At 45.1% G+C, this 17,765-nt stretch carries 18 protein-coding genes and 1 riboswitch; of the genes, 1 reads left to right on the forward strand and 17 read right to left on the reverse strand.

The genetic code is table 11. The features are described 5' to 3' along the window. Positions 1-77: 77 nt before the first annotated feature. From racE to sdhC, 7 genes are all read right to left on the reverse strand, one after another. Positions 78-896, reverse strand: a complete 819-nt coding sequence (gene racE, locus C1T29_RS16135) for a glutamate racemase (RefSeq protein ID WP_095432381.1) — start codon at positions 894-896, stop codon at positions 78-80. Positions 897-903: 7 nt separating this feature from the next. Further along, on the reverse strand, positions 904-1,344 hold the full coding sequence (locus C1T29_RS16140; protein ID WP_003229573.1) for a MarR family winged helix-turn-helix transcriptional regulator: 441 nt from the start codon (positions 1,342-1,344) through the stop codon (positions 904-906). A 246-nt stretch (positions 1,345-1,590) separates the two neighbouring features. Beyond that, positions 1,591-1,815 (reverse strand): spore germination transcription factor GerE, encoded by a 225-nt coding sequence (gene gerE / locus C1T29_RS16145; RefSeq protein WP_003184172.1) that lies wholly within the window; start codon positions 1,813-1,815, stop codon positions 1,591-1,593. 115 nt (positions 1,816-1,930) lie between these two features. Further along, entirely contained in the window at positions 1,931-2,374 is a 444-nt protein-coding gene (locus tag C1T29_RS16150) for an acyl-CoA thioesterase (RefSeq protein ID WP_040082240.1), read from the reverse strand. A gap of 59 nt (positions 2,375-2,433) precedes the next feature. Then, a complete protein-coding gene (sdhB, locus tag C1T29_RS16155) occupies positions 2,434-3,195 on the reverse strand; it encodes a succinate dehydrogenase iron-sulfur subunit (RefSeq protein WP_069839675.1) in 762 nt (253 codons plus the stop codon). 2 nt (positions 3,196-3,197) lie between these two features. Next, positions 3,198-4,958 (reverse strand): succinate dehydrogenase flavoprotein subunit, encoded by a 1,761-nt coding sequence (sdhA, locus tag C1T29_RS16160; protein ID WP_014664887.1) that lies wholly within the window; start codon positions 4,956-4,958, stop codon positions 3,198-3,200. A 33-nt stretch (positions 4,959-4,991) separates the two neighbouring features. Then, the gene (sdhC, locus tag C1T29_RS16165) at positions 4,992-5,600 is read right to left on the reverse strand and encodes a succinate dehydrogenase cytochrome B558 (protein ID WP_003222512.1); all 609 of its coding nucleotides are present in this window, start codon (positions 5,598-5,600) and stop codon (positions 4,992-4,994) included. 292 nt (positions 5,601-5,892) lie between these two features. Here sdhC and C1T29_RS16170 point away from each other — a divergent pair, with 292 nt between their 5' ends. Then, positions 5,893-6,339, forward strand: a complete 447-nt coding sequence (locus tag C1T29_RS16170; RefSeq protein WP_003222508.1) for a YslB family protein — start codon at positions 5,893-5,895, stop codon at positions 6,337-6,339. 43 nt (positions 6,340-6,382) lie between these two features. On the opposite strand, the gene C1T29_RS16175 is transcribed toward C1T29_RS16170, so the two are convergent. The 10 genes from C1T29_RS16175 to C1T29_RS16220 form a co-directional block, all read right to left on the reverse strand. Continuing rightward, on the reverse strand, positions 6,383-7,609 hold the full coding sequence (locus C1T29_RS16175; RefSeq protein ID WP_014664888.1) for an aspartate kinase: 1,227 nt from the start codon (positions 7,607-7,609) through the stop codon (positions 6,383-6,385). Between the two features lie 125 nt (positions 7,610-7,734). Continuing rightward, positions 7,735-7,914, reverse strand: a riboswitch (Lysine riboswitch). Positions 7,915-7,978: 64 nt separating this feature from the next. Then, positions 7,979-9,751 (reverse strand): excinuclease ABC subunit UvrC, encoded by a 1,773-nt coding sequence (gene uvrC, locus C1T29_RS16180; protein WP_069150012.1) that lies wholly within the window; start codon positions 9,749-9,751, stop codon positions 7,979-7,981. Between the two features lie 135 nt (positions 9,752-9,886). Then, the gene (gene trxA, locus C1T29_RS16185; RefSeq protein ID WP_014664890.1) at positions 9,887-10,201 is read right to left on the reverse strand and encodes a thioredoxin; all 315 of its coding nucleotides are present in this window, start codon (positions 10,199-10,201) and stop codon (positions 9,887-9,889) included. Positions 10,202-10,506: 305 nt separating this feature from the next. Next, positions 10,507-11,994, reverse strand: coding sequence for an alpha-L-arabinofuranosidase AbfB (abfB, locus tag C1T29_RS16190; protein ID WP_103749984.1), 1,488 nt, complete (start codon positions 11,992-11,994; stop codon positions 10,507-10,509). Positions 11,995-12,208: 214 nt separating this feature from the next. Continuing rightward, a complete protein-coding gene (gene etfA, locus C1T29_RS16195; RefSeq protein ID WP_069839677.1) occupies positions 12,209-13,186 on the reverse strand; it encodes an electron transfer flavoprotein subunit alpha in 978 nt (325 codons plus the stop codon). Between the two features lie 35 nt (positions 13,187-13,221). Then, positions 13,222-13,995: an electron transfer flavoprotein subunit beta gene (etfB, locus tag C1T29_RS16200; RefSeq protein WP_014664893.1), complete on the reverse strand. Its 774-nt coding sequence runs from the start codon at positions 13,993-13,995 to the stop codon at positions 13,222-13,224. Between the two features lie 14 nt (positions 13,996-14,009). Beyond that, complete coding sequence (locus C1T29_RS16205; protein WP_103749930.1) at positions 14,010-14,786, reverse strand: enoyl-CoA hydratase; 777 nt, start codon at positions 14,784-14,786, stop codon at positions 14,010-14,012. A 14-nt stretch (positions 14,787-14,800) separates the two neighbouring features. Continuing rightward, positions 14,801-15,385 carry a fatty acid metabolism transcriptional regulator FadR gene (gene fadR, locus C1T29_RS16210; RefSeq protein WP_095432388.1) on the reverse strand — a complete coding sequence of 195 codons (585 nt, stop codon included), beginning with the start codon at positions 15,383-15,385 and terminating at the stop codon, positions 14,801-14,803. 101 nt (positions 15,386-15,486) lie between these two features. Continuing rightward, the gene (gene lcfA, locus C1T29_RS16215) at positions 15,487-17,169 is read right to left on the reverse strand and encodes a long-chain-fatty-acid--CoA ligase LcfA (RefSeq protein ID WP_103749929.1); all 1,683 of its coding nucleotides are present in this window, start codon (positions 17,167-17,169) and stop codon (positions 15,487-15,489) included. 189 nt (positions 17,170-17,358) lie between these two features. Next, positions 17,359-17,763, reverse strand: coding sequence for a DUF350 domain-containing protein (locus C1T29_RS16220; protein ID WP_003222485.1), 405 nt, complete (start codon positions 17,761-17,763; stop codon positions 17,359-17,361). Positions 17,764-17,765 lie beyond the last annotated feature (2 nt).

A 17,765-nucleotide genomic window follows, 5' to 3' on the forward strand; every position in this document is an offset into this window, starting at 1 on the left:
TACGAGCCTCTTTAGGAAATAGACCGAAGAATTCCGGCAAAACAGAAAAAACCCGCAACATTCCGTTGCGGGAAAAACTATCTTTTAATCGGTTCTTGCAGTGAGATACATTCCACATGCCCCACTTCATGGCCAAACCAATCGTCTGCGATTTTTGCAAACTGATCACGCGCCCCTGTTGTCAGGAACTGATGATTCGGGGCAATCGGAGACTGGTTCAGCAGCCCTTTATAAGAGAGAATTGTGCTGACTTCCCGGGCTGTTTCATCGCCGGACGAAATAATGTTTACGTGCTCTCCCATATATCTTTGAATGGCTTCTTTTAAAATAGGGTAATGGGTGCAGCCTAAAATCAACGAATCAATCGATGTGTCTTTTAACGGATACAGCGAGGTTTTGACAATCTCGTCTGCTGTTTTGTCGAGAAACTTCCCGCTTTCCACAAAAGGCACAAGCAGCGGGCAGGCAAGGTTTTCAACCTTCAAATCAGGATTTAATGCCAAAAGCGCTTCTTCGTATGCATTGCTCTTAATCGTATTCTCTGTGCCGATGACACCGATATGCTGATTATCCGTCACTTTTATCGCTGCTCTCGCACCAGGCTGGATGACTCCGACCACCGGTATACCGACGCTGCGCTGGATGTCATCCAAAGCGATCGCTGTTGCTGTGTTACAGGCGATCACGAGCATTTTGATGTGGTGGTTTTCGAGTAAATAATTCGTCAGCTCCCATGTATATTGAAGCACCTCTTCTTCAGGGCGCGGCCCGTAAGGACACCGTTTCGTATCCCCGACGTAGATAATATTTTCTTTAGGTAGCTGTCTCATGATTTCCTTCGCAACGGTTAAACCGCCAACCCCGGAATCAATGACCCCTATTGGTTGTTCCAACAAAATCGCCTCATTTTCTCTTCATTTCATGCTGCAGTTTCATCAAAGACTTTTCGAAGATGGCTATTTCTTCATCTGTAAACGATTCGAACATATCACGCAAATATTCCTGCCTTTTTGTAATGACCTCTTGGATAATCCGTTCTCCTTCAGGCAGCAGATGTATCCGGACAACACGTCTGTCCGCCGGGTCCTTGACCCGCTCAACAAGCTCATTTTTTTGCATGCGGTCGATTAAGTCCGTTGTCGTGCTGCATGCCAGATACATTTTGCCCGATAGTTCGCCGATTGTCATATCTCCCAGTTCATAAAGCCATTGCAGGCCGACAAATTGCGGCGGCGTAATTGCATATTGGTTAAGGATTTCTCGTCCTTTTTGCTTAATGATCGCGGCAATGTGGCGGAGAGACTTTTCAATATCCGCAACATGCTCCAAAGGTTTTGATGTCATTTGTCCATCCCTCACTCAAGGATCTCTTACGCACAAAAGCGTTCCGTGTCTATTTTCCTTCTTTTTTGAAGAAAATGCAAGACTCACAGGAGAGAAATAGAGGACTTTAGTCAAACAACATCAAGCAAAAAAATTCATTTTATGACTTGCCTACGTTTTGCACAGCATTCAAAAATATGGTTTCGAATGTTCCAAACAAACAGCAATAACCGGCTCCTTCCTGAAAAGAAGGAATACCGGCAAGAATTAAAGCTCTAGCTCACCCATTCTAAGAAGCTCAACAACGGCTTGCGAACGCCCTTTCACACCCAATTTCTGCATGGCATTTGAAATATGGTTTCGAACGGTTTTCTCACTGATAAATAGCTCGCTTGCAATCTCCTTTGTTGTCTTATCTTGAACGAGCAATTCGAACACTTCTCTTTCTCTTTTCGTTAGCAGCGGCTTCGATTGAAATTCTTTCTCCTTCAAGTATTGTAACCCTCCTTGCTAAGGTGAGAGCGAATCAGAAACGAATGGGTTTTGATATAGTCGAGATATCATATGTAAGAAGGGCGCAGGAGGTGACGTTTACAAGAGAATTAGTTTAACGTGTATGGAGAAGCGTTTCTTTCTCATCATCCGTCCAGCTGACAGCCTTGCCGCTTTCCTTCGAGACTTGAACCATCACGACTGCTCCGGTGAAGCAAGGTTCGCCTTTGTGGTTCTCTCCGAGATAATGCAAGGTAAGAGATGAACTGCCGACAGCGCTTGTTTTCACATAGATACGCAGCTCTTCATAAGGCATGACTTGGCGCAAATAATCGCACTGCTGGCTTGCCACAACTGTCATGGTCTGTTTGTTTTCACTCATCATATTCAGCTTTTTAAAATAAGAAATTCGCGCCTCCTCAAAATATATAAAAGGGGTTACATTATTCATATGCCCAAACATGTCCGTCTCGGAAAATCTTACGGATACCTCATTAAAAAAAGAAAAGGATCTTTTCCATTCTGGAAATGGCATATCAATATAAGCGGGAAGCTTCATTTTTTTCATCTCCTTATTGTTTAAAAAAACCTCTCCCATGCGGAAGAGGTTTTTTCTTCTTATACTCTGTCGCTTCCAAAGAAATTGCGGAACGCTTGTAAGTTTGTGTCTCTATTTAAGGCTGCAATCGAAGTGGTAAGCGGAATGCCCTTCGGACAGGATTGGACACAGTTTTGCGAGTTGCCGCAATCTGCAAGGCCGCCTTCATCCATTAGTGCTTCTAATCGGTCAGATTTATTCATGGCGCCTGTCGGATGTGCGTTAAACAGGCGGACTTGAGACATCGGTGCAGGCCCCATGAACTTCGATTTGCTGTTCACATTCGGGCAGGCCTCGAGGCAGACGCCGCACGTCATGCATTTCGATAATTCATATGCCCATTGACGGCGTTTTTCCGGCATTCTCGGTCCCGGTCCTAGATCGTACGTGCCGTCAATCGGTATCCACGCTTTTACCTTTTTCAATGAATCAAACATTCTGCTGCGGTCAACCTGCAAATCACGAACGACTGGGAATGTTTTCATTGGTTTTAAACGAATCGGCTGCTCAAGCTGGTCGATAAGAGCCGTACAAGACTGGCGGGGTTTTCCGTTTATGACCATTGAACATGCGCCGCATACTTCCTCAAGACAGTTCATATCCCATGTGACAGGGGTTGTCTTTTCACCTTTGACATTAACCGGATTCCGACGGATTTCCATCAGAGCGGAAATGACGTTCAGATTCGGGCGGTATGGAATCTCAAATTCTTCATCGTAAGGCGTGCTGTCGGCTGTATCTTGACGTGTGATAATAAATCGTATGGTTTTTTGTTCACTCATGATTATTTCGCCACCTTCTTCTTCGAGTAATCCCGTTTCCGAGGCGTTATCAGTGATACATCGACATCCTGATACTCAAATTCCGGCGCTTCATACGGGCTTACATGTTTAGCCATTGTTGTTTTGAGCCATTCATCATCATTACGTTCAGGATAATCCGGTTTATAATGGGCGCCCCGGCTTTCATTACGGTTGTAAGCGCCAAGGGTAATCACCCTTGCAAGCTGGAGCATGTTCGAGAACTGGCGTGTGAACATCGCCCCCTGGTTGCTCCATTTTGTCGTGTCATTGATGTTGATCTTTTTAAAGCGCTCCATTAATTCCTGAATTTTGTCGTCCGTTTTCAAAAGCTTGTCATTATGGCGGACAACCGTTACGTTCGCCGTCATCCACTCACCGAGCTCTCTGTGAAGAACATAGGCATTTTCGGTTCCGTCCATGCTCATAATATCAGCCCATTTTTCTTCTTCTTTTTTAACGTGAGCGTCGAATAAAGAAGAAGACATGTCTTCCGCTGAAGATTCTAAGCCGTTTACATATTTCACCGCGTTCGGTCCGGCCACCATGCCTCCATAAATCGCAGACAGCAGGGAGTTCGCTCCCAAGCGGTTGCCTCCATGCATAGAGTAATCACATTCCCCAGCCGCAAACAGTCCAGGGATGTTTGTCATTTGATCGTAATCCACCCATAAACCGCCCATAGAATAATGGACCGCCGGGAAGATTTTCATTGGAAGCTTGCGCGGGTCGTCTCCCATGAATTTCTCATAAATTTCAATGATGCCGCCAAGCTTAATATCCAGCTCTTTCGGATCTTTATGAGACAGATCGAGATAGACCATGTTTTCACCGTTAATGCCAAGCTTCTGATTCACACACACATCAAATATTTCACGTGTCGCAATATCACGCGGCACCAGGTTTCCGTATGCCGGATATTTTTCCTCCAGGAAATACCACGGTTTGCCGTCTTTATATGTCCACACGCGGCCGCCTTCACCACGCGCTGATTCACTCATCAGTCTTAGTTTGTCATCGCCCGGGATGGCTGTCGGGTGGATTTGAATGAATTCTCCGTTTGCATAGTACGCTCCCTGCTGATAAACGATTGAAGCAGCAGATCCTGTATTAATCATGGAGTTCGTTGATTTTCCAAAAATGATCCCCGGTCCGCCCGTCGCCATAATGACCGCGTCAGAACGGAAGGATTCAATTTGCATGTTTGTCAGGTTTTGCGCAACAATTCCGCGGCAGGTTCTGTCATCATCTAATACAGCGCCAAGGAATTCCCAGCCTTCGTATTTTGTGACCAGACCCGCAACTTCGTATCTGCGCACTTGCTCGTCCAGTGCATAAAGCAGCTGCTGTCCCGTCGTCGCACCCGCATAAGCCGTTCTGTGATGCTGTGTACCCCCGAATCGACGGAAATCAAGCAGACCTTCAGGCGTCCGGTTAAACATAACACCCATCCGGTCTAATAAGTGGATGATCGAAGGCGCCGCTTCACACATTGCCTTAACCGGCGGCTGGTTGGCAAGAAAGTCTCCCCCGTATACCGTGTCATCAAAATGTTCCCACGGAGAGTCACCTTCCCCTTTTGTATTGACCGCTCCGTTTATGCCGCCTTGCGCACAAACTGAATGAGAACGTTTGACAGGAACGATGGAAAACAGCTTAACCGCCATTCCTGATTCCGCTGCTTTAATTGTCGCCATGAGGCCGGCAAGACCTCCGCCGACTACGATAATGCTTGATTGACTCATGATAGCCCCTCTCCCTCTAGTAATCTAGTACTCTTAAACAAATGCAAAAATCGCTTTTAAGCCTACGTATGACAGTGCAACAAAAATAATCAGCGTAACGTATGTCGAAATTCTTTGAGAACGAGGCGTGACCGTGATGCCCCATGTAACAGCGAAAGACCATAAACCGTTCGAGAAGTGGAAAATTGTTGATAAAACACCGACAATGTAAAAGCCAAGCATAGCCGGAGAGCTCAAAATATTCGCCATCATGTCGAAATTGACCTCAGCGCCCATTTGTGCGGCAATGCGGGTCTCCCACACGTGCCAGCTGACGAAAATAAGAGTGATGATACCGGTTACACGCTGCAGGACAAATAGCCAGTTTCTCATATAGCTGTATTGGCCTGCGTTATTTTTCGCAGTAAACGCTATGTACACACCATAAACTGCATGATAAATTAATGGTAAGAAGATAATAAAAATTTCCAAGGCATACCTGAAAGGCAGGCTATCCATAAAATGAGCAGCGCTATTGAATGCTTCAGCGCCCCTTGCGGCAAACTGGTTGACGACTAAATGCTGAATGAGAAAGATGCCGACCGGTATGACGCCAAGCAAGGAATGCAATCTTCGAAAATAAAACTCTCTGTTCCCAGACATTACTTTACCCCCTGTTTGATAAGTGCGAAATGTGCTAAATCTCTTCCTCCACTTCTTTCAATTGTAAGCACTTTATTAAGATTTATTGACAATTTCATTTTACTCCTCCCTCAAAAGGGCGTCAAGAAAACGCGTACATAAATTATAATTTTCCGAATTGATTAGTTGATTGAAAAATTTTATTTTATCAATATATATTTCTCGCTTAATTTTTCATAAGAATTACAGGATCATTCTGTAATCCTCCCCCCTGTTTGAGCTATAATATACGCAGGAGAGAGGGGAGACAGATATGAAGTCTAAATTTGAAGCATCTATTGACAACCTAAAAGAAATTGAAATGAACGCCTATGCCTACGAACTAATACGAGAGATCGTTCTCCCAGATATGCTTGGCCAAGATTACTCTTCCATGATGTATTGGGCAGGAAAACATCTCGCCCGTAAGTTTCCTCTTGAATCATGGGAGGAATTTCCGGCCTTCTTTGAAGAAGCGGGCTGGGGAACCCTCACCAACGTAAGCGCTAAAAAACAGGAGCTTGAATTTGAACTTGAAGGGCCGATCATTTCCAACCGGCTTAAACATCAGAAAGAACCTTGCTTTCAGCTGGAAGCTGGTTTTATCGCTGAACAAATTCAATTGATGAATGATCAGATTGCCGAATCATATGAACAAGTGAAAAAGAGAGCCGATAAAGTGGTTCTGACTGTGAAATGGGATATGAAAGACCCAGTGTAATCAAAAAGGCGGTGACTGCATAGTCCCGCCTTTTTGATTATCATTACACAGCTGAAGGGTGTTTTGAAAGCTCAAATGCATCGTGAAGCGATTCGACTGCTTTCACCATATCGTTTTCGCTTACGACGGTTGACACTTTGATTTCAGATGTGCTGACCATTTTAATTAAAATGTTTTTTTGCGCCAGTACAGCAAACATTTCAGCCGCTACACCGGGATTTGAGACCATGCCTGATCCGACAATGGATACTTTGGCCAATTTACTTTCTGTCTCGATTTTCTCGAATTCCAGCGCGTCTTTATACTCTTCAAGCACCGCAACAGTTTGGTCTGCATCCTCTGTTTTGACAGAGAAGGAAATTCCAGTCTTGTCCTCGGCCTGCGTTTGGATAATGATATCCACGTTTATGTTTCTTTTGGCAAGTGTCGTAAAAATAGTAGACAACGTTGTCAGGCCGCTAGTCAGCCCGTAAATGGTTACCCTTGTGATTTGATCTTCAAATGCAATGCCTCTGACAATTAAATTCTGTTCCATGGATGATTCCTCCTCAATTAATGTCCCCGCTTCGGTTTCTGTACTTGAACGCACTTCTAACGGCACTTGGTAATTTTTCGCGAACTCAACAGCTCTCGGATGAAGAACGCCGGCGCCTAAATTGGCAAGCTCAAGCATTTCATCGTATGAGATGCCGGCAAGTTTTCTCGCTGATTTCACATAGCGCGGATCGGTTGTAAACACGCCGGGCACGTCTGTATATATGTCACATTTATCAGCTTTTAAAGCGGCAGCCAAAGCTACTGCTGTTGTATCTGAACCGCCACGGCCCAATGTCGTAATTTCACAATCCTCTGTCATGCCTTGAAATCCTGCAACAATGACGATTTTTCCTTCTTCAAGCCGGTCTGCTAAAACCGATGTGTCGATATCTGTAATTCTGGCGTTTCCGTGAACGGCCTCCGTACGGATTCCCGCCTGCCAGCCAGTATAAGACACGGCGTCATATCCTTTTTCCTGCAATGCCATTGAGAGGAGTGAAATCGTGACCTGTTCGCCTGTCGCCAGCAGCATGTCCATTTCGCGTTTGCTCGGCTGGTCAGAAATGGCTTTTGCAAGGCTGACCAATTCGTCAGTGGATTTTCCCATAGCTGACACGACGACAACGACTTGATGGCCTTTCTGTTTTTCTGCAATCGCGCGGTTTGCCGCATTTTGAATTTTTTCGACTGAGCCGACGGAAGTACCTCCGAATTTTTGTACAATAAGACCCATGTATTACCACCCTTTACATTTTGGTTCGTGCGGGTGAGGAGAAAGAGCGCTTTGTCCACAATAAAAAAAGCAATGAGAGGAATACTCTCATTGCTTATCAATTAATCATCATGAATGATTATGAACAACGAGATAGCCCTCCAAGAAAATGATTTCTTGACAGCCTTACATTTATTCAATGCACGGCCAGCAAATAATACCGATGGGGTTTTATTTGCTTCGGCGACGCTCCCCTTTCAGCCTTTTTCACAGAATCCATCTTTCTCCAAAGGCATACTCTTGAAGTTCGCACCTCTATCTTCACCATATAACACGATCTAACTATGAAATTAGTTCACATTTTATCAGATCTTATTGAAAAGGACAACATTATTTTTGCAATTTATCGTAAAGGAGCTGAGCCGCCGCAGCGGGAACACCCGCTTTTTTGATGTCCTCAAGGCTTGCTTCCTTCATTTTTTTAACGGAACCGAAATGCTTTAACAGCATTTTCTTTCTTTTCTCTCCGATACCCGGGATATCATCCAATACGGATTGAAACGCGCTTTTTCCGCGGATTTGCCTGTGAAAACTGATTGCAAAACGGTGCACCTCGTCCTGAATGCGCTGTAGGAGATAAAATTCCTGGCTGTTTCGCTCCAGATACACCACCTCCAGCGGCTCCCCGATCAGTAAGTTTGAGGTTCTGTGCTTTTCGTCTTTCGCTAAACCGGCGATCGGGATATCCAAGCCGAGTTCATTTTCAATGACATCCCTTGCAGCGTTGATCTGCCCTTTTCCTCCGTCAATGATGATCAGATCAGGCAGCGGCAGATTTTCACGAAGCACTCTCGTGTAGCGTCTTCTGACGACCTCTCTCATAGAACCGTAATCATCCGGTCCTGTAACGGTTTTGATTTTATATTTGCGGTATTCCTTTTTGTACGGTTTGCCGTCGATAAACACGATCATCGCGGAAACCGGGTTTGTCCCCTGTATGTTTGAGTTATCAAACGCTTCAATTCTGTGCGGCGTATAAATATTCAATGCCTCACCGAGTTTCTGTACAGCCCCAATTGAACGCTCCTCGTCCCGTTCGATTAAGGAGAATTTTTCTTTCAGTGCGATTTTCGCATTTTTATGGGCCAGCATGAGCAGTTCTTTTTTCTGGCCCTTCTTCGGCTGGTGAACGTTTGTTTCCAGCAGCTGCTCGATCATGGATTGATCTACGCTGTCCGGAACTAAAATCTCCTTCGGAAGGAAGTGGTTGTTTTTTGAATAGAACTGTCCGATGAATGTAAGGAACTCTTCATCCGCTTCCTGATAAAGCGGGAACATGCTGACATCGCGCTCAATGAGCTTTCCTTGGCGGATGAAAAAGACCTGCACGCACATCCAGCCCTTGTCATATGCGTACGCAAATACATCCCGGTCGACTAGATCGTTCATCGTCATTTTTTGTTTTTCCATCGTTGATTCAATATGGGCGATCTGGTCACGAAGCTCTTTTGCCCGTTCAAACTCAAGATTCTCAGCGGCTTCGTGCATTTTTTCTTCGAGCTCTTTTTTGACCTCATTATAGCCGCCCCTTAAGAAACGGGTAATGCTTTCAACCAGCTCTCTGTTCGTCTCTTCGGAAATGTCCTTTACGCACGGAGCAAGACATTGGCCCAGATGATAGTAAAGGCACACTCTGTCCGGCAGCTTGGAGCATTTTCTGAGAGGGTACAGACGGTCGAGCAATTTTTTTGTTTCCCTTGCTGCCTGTACATTCGGGTACGGCCCAAAATATCGCCCTTTGTCTTTTTTGACATTGCGGGTGACAATCAGCCTTGGGTGGCGTTCATGGGTGAGTTTTATGAAAGGATAGGTTTTGTCGTCTTTGAGCATGACGTTGTATTTCGGATCATACTTTTTGATCAGATTCATTTCTAAAATAAGCGCTTCAAGATTGGAGGACGTCACGATATATTCAAAATCCTCGATTTCCGTCACAAGCCTTTGGGTTTTCGCGTCGTGAGAACCGGTGAAGTAGGAGCGCACTCTGTTTTTCAGCACCTTTGCTTTTCCTACGTAGATCACAGTCTGCTGCCGGTCCTTCATGAGATAACAACCCGGTTGATCGGGAAGGAGGGCGAGTTTTTCTTTCAGTTGTTTGTTCATATGGTACCCTTCCTTATATTTAATCCTTTGTTTCCAGTTTAACACGAACGTTTGTTTTTCTCTATGATTCACAATTGGCGAATAAAAAAAGCGATCCCTCAATCGGAATCGCTCTGGCATGTAAGCAGCCGAAAATTAAAGATGTTTGTTTACAAGCTCTTGAAGCGCTTCTTTCGGTTTGAAACCGACTGAAGTTTCAACTACTTCTCCGTCTTTTAAGATAAGAAGTGTCGGGATGCTCATAACGCCGTATTTTCCAGCTGTTTCTTGGTTTTCGTCTACATCGATTTTTACGATTTTCAGTTTGTCGCCCATTTCTTGATCCAGTTCTTCAAGAACAGGTGCAATCATTTTACAAGGTCCGCACCAAGGAGCCCAGAAGTCTGCCAGTACGACGCCTTCGCTTGTTTCAGCTGAGAAAGATTGATCAGTTGCTTTTACGATAGCCATTATTGAATTCCTCCAATGTGAAATGATGATTTTTAGTATAGCATCTCCCATTCGTTCACGCTATCTTAATGCTTACAAATATTTTTTCCTGATCATAACCGGTTTACTCATTTTTATCCGGGTTGAATGGGATGTGTCACTTTTATTAAAACACGAATCTGATAATGGCCCCGATTACTACAATAGCCCCGATAATCATTAGAATAGTACGAAGCATGGGATAACATCTCCTCTTCACTGTCATGTACTTTACCATGCCCTTTTGATGCTGTTTTAAAACATGAAAAAGCGCCGGCGTCTCGCGATTACGAATCAGCACGCACCGTAAGCAAGACGACTGACATTGGCGGGAGTTTTACTTTCAGTTTGTTTTTGCTGAGCGTGTATTGTCTGAACGCTTCCGGTTTGACGTGATGAGGATCGTCAAACGTGTTATGTGCATTCATTTTTTCTGCCGTAAGAATGATTCCGGAATGATCCGCTTGCTTTTGCAGGCCTCTCAGCTCGATCTCAGCCTCTGCTTGGTTTTGGTGATCGATGTTGCAAATCGTGATATTGATATCGCCTCCAGCTTGTTTTGACGCTGACATGCTGATTTGCGGGAGCGTTTCACCCTTCCATTCATAGTCGGCACACAATACCTCTGTATCTAAAAGAGAAGCATCCTGGTGCACCTTAAACATATCAAACACATGGTACGTCGGTGTCAAAAGCATCCGCTCTCTCTCAGTCAAAATCATCGCTTGAAGAACGTTTACTGTTTGAGCGATGTTGGCCATTTGCACCCGGCGGCAATGCTGATGGAAAATGTGAAAATGGGAAGCCGCCACCAGTGCATCACGTATGGTGTTTTGCTGATAAAGGAAACCTGGATTCGTGCCTGACTCAGGATCAAACCACGTGCCCCATTCATCAATAATCAGCCCGACCCGCTGCTCCGGATCGTACCGGTCCATAATCGTGCCGTGTTTTTGAATCAATTCATCGATGTATTTGGCTTTTTTCATTGTAATGAACCATTCATCCTCCGTGAATTCTGTGGCTGATCCTTTGCCCTTCCAGAAATCACCCGGAATCGTGTAATAATGAAGACTCAACCCGTCCATCAGGCCAGCGGCTTTTTTCATAAGCACGTCCGTCCAGTTAAAATCATCGACATTTGCGCCGCCTGCAATTTTATAAATTTCATTCCCGCTGTAATTGCGGACATAAGTCTGAAAACGGCGGTACAAATCTGCGTAGTATTCGGGATGCATGTTGCCGCCGCAGCCCCAGTTTTCATTGCCTACGCCAAAATATTTCAGCTTCCAAGGCTCTTCTCTTCCATTTTGTTTTCTCCAGTCTGACATGGGCGTGCCTTCTTCAAATGTCATGTACTCAATCCATTCCGCCATTTCCTGAACGGTTCCGCTTCCGACATTGCCGCAAATATATGGCTCGCATTCAAGCAGCTCGCAAAGCATCATAAATTCATGCGTTCCGAATTCATTTGATTCAATTGTACCGCCCCAGTGAGTGTTAAGCATTGTTTTACGGTCACCGACACCGTTTGCCCAATGGTATTCGTCCGCAAAACACCCGCCCGGCCACCTGAGAACAGGAATATGCAGCTGTTTGAGCGCTTCCAGCACGTCCTTTCGTATTCCGTTGATATTGGGAATGTCTGAGTCCGTCCCGACCCATATCCCCTCATAAATCCCTCTTCCTAAATGCTCAGCAAAATGACCGTATATATTTTTGTTAATGGTTCCTTTTACGATATCTGTTTGAATCACTGCTTGATGTTCAGACATGCCTCTGATCATTCCTTTCATACGAATATGAAAAGCACCACAGTCAAATATGTGATCTGTCGTTTGCCTGAGGAGTCAGCATGAATGTAAGCGCTTTTAAAGTAACCATATTATATATGTTCGTACATGTCAACGATATTTTCTATCGTATTTATATTTGTACGTATGTATTTATAAATGTAAAAAACCCGGACTTTAAAAGTCCGGGTTTTCTTTATGAGTGTATATTCAACTGTTTGAATTCCTCAGTTAATAACGGGACGACTTCAAATAAATCTCCGACAATGCCGTAATCGGCTATTTTAAAGATGTCGGCTTCAGGGTCTTTATTGATGGCGACGATCACCTTGCTGTTTGACATGCCGGCCAAATGCTGAATGGCGCCGGAAATGCCGCATGCAATGTACAAATCCGGGGTGACGACTTTCCCGGTCTGCCCGATTTGGAGAGCGTAATCGCAATAATCAGCGTCACATGCACCGCGAGAAGCCCCGACTGCGGCTCCTAGGACCTCAGCAAGCTCCTCCAGCGGCTGAAATCCTTCCTTGCTTTTGACTCCGCGGCCGCCCGCAACGATAATTTTCGCTTCAGAAAGATCAACACCGTCGGCTGTTTTTTTCACGACCTCTTGGATCACGGTACGGAGATCAGTTAGAGAAACATCAACGCTTTCGATGTTTCCCGACCTGCTTGTGTCTTTTTCTAAGGCTTGAATGTTATTAGGGCGAATCGTTGCAACAATCATCGGATCGGTGGAAATGACCCTTTCAAAAGCTTTCCCCGAGTAAATCGGGCGTGTGAACACAACATTCCCTCCGGTAACGCTTACATCTGTAGCATCAGAAATTAAGCCTGTTTGCAGCCGGGCAGCAAGCTTCGGCGAAAGGTCCTTCCCCATTGCCGTATGCCCGAATATGACTGAATCAGGCTTTTCTTGCTCAATCACACCTCTCATGACCTGGCTGTATCCGTCTGCCGTGTATGATTTCAGCTTCGGATCCTCGGCTGTGAGAACTTTATCTGCTCCGTAGTGGATAAGTTCTTGTGCAATGCTTTGTACATTTTCGCCGATCAGAACACCGATAACTTCTCCATCGCCTGAAATGGTCCTTCCTGCAGCTATTGCTTCAAAGGTGACATTCCGCAATTCTCCGTCGCGTATTTCTCCGAGTACGATCACTTTTTTTCCCATTCTAACATCCCCCTGTTTCTTTGAATGTCCAAGCTTTAAATGACTTTAGCTTCGCTGCGGAGCAATGAGACAAGCTCTTTTGCCTGTTCGGCAGGCTCTCCCTGCAGAAGCTTCCCGGCTTCTTTTTTCGGCGGCAGAAAACGTTCAATGGTTTTCAGCTTTGGTTCGGCGTCCTCCTCGTCCAGGTCAAGATCATCAAGCTCAAGCTCTTCAAGCGGCTTTTTCTTAGCCTTCATAATTCCCGGAAGTGATGGATAGCGCGGCTCGTTTAAGCCCTGCTGAGCTGTGACAAGCAATGGAAGCGTCGTTTTGATTTTTTCAACATCTCCTTCGACATCCCTTTCTGCTTCTGCATCAGTTCCGTTGATGTCGAGTTTGGTGATCGTAGTGATACACGGAATGTCCAGGAGCTCGGCAAGCCTAGGCGCCACTTGTCCTGAGCCTCCGTCAATGGCAACATTTCCGCCGAGAATCAAGTCAAACTCCTGATCCTTCATATAATGGTATAAAACTTGAGAAATGGAGTATTGGTCGGGTTCTTCGAGATCATCTTCTATGTTGATTAAAACGGCTTGGTCACATCCCATGGCAAGCGCAGTACGCAACTCTTTCTCCGCTTCTTCACCGCCGACCGTGACGGCGGTGATCGAACCGCCGTGCTTTTCCTTCAGTTGGATGGCTTCCTCTATTGCATACTCGTCGTATGGATTAATGATCCATTCCGCTCCGTCATCCTGAATCTTTCCTGCTTCAATGACGATTTTTTCCTCTGTATCAAACGTCCGTTTCATCAGTACAAATAGATTCATGATCATATCCCCTTTTATTCGCCTTTGAACTGAGGCTTTCTTTTTTCGAGAAATGCCTGGATGCCTTCCTTGGCGTCATCTGACTCAAATGCTTCCCCAAATCGTTTTGCTTCAAGCTTTAAGCTTCCTTCGTAGGAATACACCTTGTTGGAATAAAGAAGCTCAAGCAAAGACGCAAGCGTTTGCGGGCTTTTCTCTGCAAACTTAGCGGCAAGTGCTTTTGCTTTTTCAAGCACTTCTGCCTCATCTTTTGCTCCAATTGAGACAAGTCCGAGATCAAGCGCTTCTTTTCCGGATATCGGTTCTCCTGAGCCGATGAGCTCTAGTGCCTTGGCTGTACCGACATATTTCGGAAGACGCTGTGTTCCTGCAAAACCCGGGATGATACCAAGGTTAAGCTCGGGGAGCCCCAGCTTAGCATCTTCTGCCGCGATTCTGATGTGACAGGCCATTGCAAGCTCCAGCCCGCCTCCGAGAGCAGCGCCGTGAATCGCTGCGATAATCGGTTTTGGAAAGCTTTCGATTCTCTCCATTAACTGCTGGCCGCGCTCAGCAAGCAATGAGGAATCCTCATTGCCTTTAAACGATGTGAATTCTTTAATATCAGCGCCGGCTGAGAAAAATCTTCCCTCGCCGTGAATGATAATGCTTCGTACGCCTGCATCTGTCTCACATTGATCAAGACAGGAAGACAGCTCTTCTAATATCTGGCTGGAAAGCGCGTTTGCCGGCGGATTGTGAATCGTCAAGACTGCCACAAATTGATCCACCGCAAGTGAAATTGCATTCATAGGACAGAACTCCTTTACTTATTGTGAATTCCGGATACCAATAATTCTAAAACGCTGTTTGAAAGCGCAACAAGATCGTACTTTTGGTCATTCATCACCCAAGTTGTCACGGTTTCGTCAATCGTTCCAAAAATCATCTGCCGGGCGAGGCGGACATCGAGGCCTTCTTTTATTTCGCCTGATTGTATGCCTTCCGTCAAAATGCCATCTAAAATATTCAAGTAGCCTTTTAATATTTCGTTGATTTTCTGGCGCAGCTCCAAGTTGGATTGGCGTAGTTCAAGCTGAGTGACAATCGCGAGATCATGGTCACCAGCTAAAAGGGAAAAATGCTTTGAAATCACAAGCGCCAATTTCTCCTTCGCTGTTGTTTTTTCTTTAATGTCCTCTTCCATCCGCTCAATAAATTGGCCCATTTTTTCTTTGAAAAGAGAAATTAAAATATCTTCTTTGTTTTTAAAATAGAGATAGATGGTGCCGTCCGCTACTCCGGCTTGTTTGGCAATTTTGGATACCTGTGACTGGTGGTAGCCGTTTTCCGCAATGACTTCTACTGCTGCATCAATAATCTGCATATACTTTGGCCGTTTTTGCTTCAATGTTCATCGTTCCTTCCTATAGAAATGAATGACTATTCATTCATAATTTCATGATAAGAAGGATTTTCGGGTTTGTCAAGTTTATTCATAGGCGTTCTTTTTTATTTGATATGATGATTTTCCGCTTCTTCTTCAAGTAAACGCCTTCTTAAAATTTTTCCGACCGCCGTTTTCGGCAGCTCTTTTCTGAACTCATAGGCTTTGGGCACCTTGTATGGCGCCAGTCGGGATCTCGCAAAGGCGTCCAGTTCTTCTGCATCGGCATTTGCGCCTTTCTTTAATACGACAAATGCTTTTACTGTTTCTCCCCTGTAGGAGTCGGGCACACCTGCGACGACAATTTCCTGGACGGCTTCATGTTCATAAAGCGCTTCTTCTACTTCACGCGGGTAAATATTGTAACCTCCGGCAATGATGATATCCTTTTTCCTGTCAGCAATATAGAAAAAACCTTCTTCATCCATATAGCCCATGTCCCCGGTGAACAGCCAGCCATCTCTCAGAACAGCGGCGGTTTCCTCTGGTTTGTTCCAATATCCTTTCATGACCTGCGGACCTTTTACAATGATTTCTCCATGCTCATACGGAGCGGCAAGCTCACCCGTCTCTTCAGAATAGATCGCGGCGTCCGTACTCGGCCAAGGACAGCCGATACTGCCCGGCTTGTTTTTCCCCCAGATAAAGTTGGCGTGCGTCACTGGGGATGCCTCTGACAAACCATAGCCTTCCACAAGTTTTCCGCCAGTCACCTTTTCAAATTTCTGCTTTACCTCCACAGGGAGCGCGGCTGATCCGCTAAGACAGCTTTTAATGGATGATAGATCATAATGCTGCAATTCGGGGTGATGCAAAAGGCCAATGTAAATTGTCGGTGCCCCTGGAAAGAGCGTCGGTCTGTGTTTGTCGATGATTTTAAGTGTTTCAAGCGGATCAAACTTAGGAAGAAGAATCATTTCGAAGCCTAGTTTAATCGAATAGTTCATGACTGCCGTCAGTCCGTAGACATGAAAAAACGGGACAATGCCCAGCACTTTTTCAGCGCCTTCCTTCACATCGAACATCCAAGCGGCGCACATTTCAGTATTGGCCAAAATATTTTGGTGCGTAAGCATGACCCCTTTGGGATCTCCGGTTGTTCCCCCGGTATACTGGAGGACAGCGATATCATGCTCAGGATCGATCTTCGGAATTGTCAGGAGTTCAGTTTTTTCCTGCTTCAAACTGGAAGCGAACGTGTGAATGTTAGCTGTTTTGTCAAAGTCGATATGCACTTTTTGTTTTTGCGTGAGCGGGTAAAGAACATTTTTCGGAAAAGGCAAATAGTCTTTTACGCTGGTGATCAAAATCTGTTCGACTATTGATAACGTTTTCATTTTTAATGCCTTCGGGAAAAGCAAATCTAAGGTGATGATCACACTTACTTCAGCGTCTCTGAGCTGATATTCAAGCTCATGCTCGGTATAAAGCGGGTTCGTCTGCACCACGATGCCGCCAGCAAACAAGACACCATAATAAGAAATCACTGTTTGTGGGCAATTGGGCAGCATAACAGCCACTCTGTCTCCTTTTTGCAGGCCATTGTACTGCAAAAAAGCTGCGAGTTTAAGAGCATCCGTCAGAATGTCATGAAAGGTGAGTTTTTTTCCATAAAAAGATATTGCGGTTTTGTCAGGGAATCGTGCGGCGGAGTCTGTCAGGATGGATTGCAGGGTTTTATTCGGCAACGGAAGCTCATGCGGGATATCGTCGGGATACTCGGCAAGCCACGGCTTTTGAGACTGCATAAAACCTCCCCCTTTCGATTTTAGAGTTCCACCCTATCATTATAGCAGATGGACGGCAAAAAAAAGAAAAAGAAAGGTAAATCTTTCTTTTTCTCATCATACGAACAGATATATAAGACCAATTAATAAAAAGATTCCCGCCGCGGCGAGCAGTACTTTTGCAAGCTTTTCCATCTATTCTCCGTCCCCTTATATTCCGGCTGCCACCACAAATGAAAGCCCGACAGAAATGACAAATGAAATAAAGCCGACAGCCCGGTTATCATTTTCGATTTCCTTATCAATTTTAAACCGTGGAGTCAAAAACTCAAAAATAAAGTAGCTTAAAAGAAGCATAACAAATCCGTAAACGCCCCAGCCGATCATTTGCAGCAGCGAATTGTGCTGGGAGATGGAATGCTGGAATACGTTTGCGATTCCTAAAATTTTTCCGCCGGTTGCCATTGCCACCGCAAGATTTCCTTTTTGAATCTCTTCCCAGTTTTTATAAGCCGTCACCAGCTCAAACACAGTCAAAAAGAGGACGAGGCAGAGAACCGCGACACTGTAATACGCCGCGATTTCCACAAGCTCGTTTTCCCAAAAATCACTCATGG

The organism is Bacillus sp. MBGLi79 (assembly GCF_002953915.1).

Excerpts from the sequence above, each read along its gene's own strand:
- C1T29_RS16140 (WP_003229573.1), bottom strand. The coding sequence starts at position 1,344 with ATGACATCAAAACCTTTGGAGCATGTTGCGGATATTGAAAAGTCTCTC.
- C1T29_RS16150 (WP_040082240.1), bottom strand. The coding sequence starts at position 2,374 with ATGAAGCTTCCCGCTTATATTGATATGCCATTTCCAGAATGGAAAAGA.
- sdhB (WP_069839675.1), bottom strand. The coding sequence starts at position 3,195 with ATGAGTGAACAAAAAACCATACGATTTATTATCACACGTCAAGATACA.
- sdhA (WP_014664887.1), bottom strand. The coding sequence starts at position 4,958 with ATGAGTCAATCAAGCATTATCGTAGTCGGCGGAGGTCTTGCCGGCCTC.
- sdhC (WP_003222512.1), bottom strand. The coding sequence starts at position 5,600 with ATGTCTGGGAACAGAGAGTTTTATTTTCGAAGATTGCATTCCTTGCTT.
- C1T29_RS16170 (WP_003222508.1), top strand. The coding sequence starts at position 5,893 with ATGAAGTCTAAATTTGAAGCATCTATTGACAACCTAAAAGAAATTGAA.
- C1T29_RS16175 (WP_014664888.1), bottom strand. The coding sequence starts at position 7,609 with ATGGGTCTTATTGTACAAAAATTCGGAGGTACTTCCGTCGGCTCAGTC.
- uvrC (WP_069150012.1), bottom strand. The coding sequence starts at position 9,751 with ATGAACAAACAACTGAAAGAAAAACTCGCCCTCCTTCCCGATCAACCG.
- trxA (WP_014664890.1), bottom strand. The coding sequence starts at position 10,201 with ATGGCTATCGTAAAAGCAACTGATCAATCTTTCTCAGCTGAAACAAGC.
- abfB (WP_103749984.1), bottom strand. The coding sequence starts at position 11,994 with ATGTCTGAACATCAAGCAGTGATTCAAACAGATATCGTAAAAGGAACC.
- etfA (WP_069839677.1), bottom strand. The coding sequence starts at position 13,186 with ATGGGAAAAAAAGTGATCGTACTCGGAGAAATACGCGACGGAGAATTG.
- etfB (WP_014664893.1), bottom strand. The coding sequence starts at position 13,995 with ATGAATCTATTTGTACTGATGAAACGGACGTTTGATACAGAGGAAAAA.
- C1T29_RS16205 (WP_103749930.1), bottom strand. The coding sequence starts at position 14,786 with ATGAATGCAATTTCACTTGCGGTGGATCAATTTGTGGCAGTCTTGACG.
- lcfA (WP_103749929.1), bottom strand. The coding sequence starts at position 17,169 with ATGCAGTCTCAAAAGCCGTGGCTTGCCGAGTATCCCGACGATATCCCG.
- C1T29_RS16220 (WP_003222485.1), bottom strand. The coding sequence starts at position 17,763 with ATGAGTGATTTTTGGGAAAACGAGCTTGTGGAAATCGCGGCGTATTAC.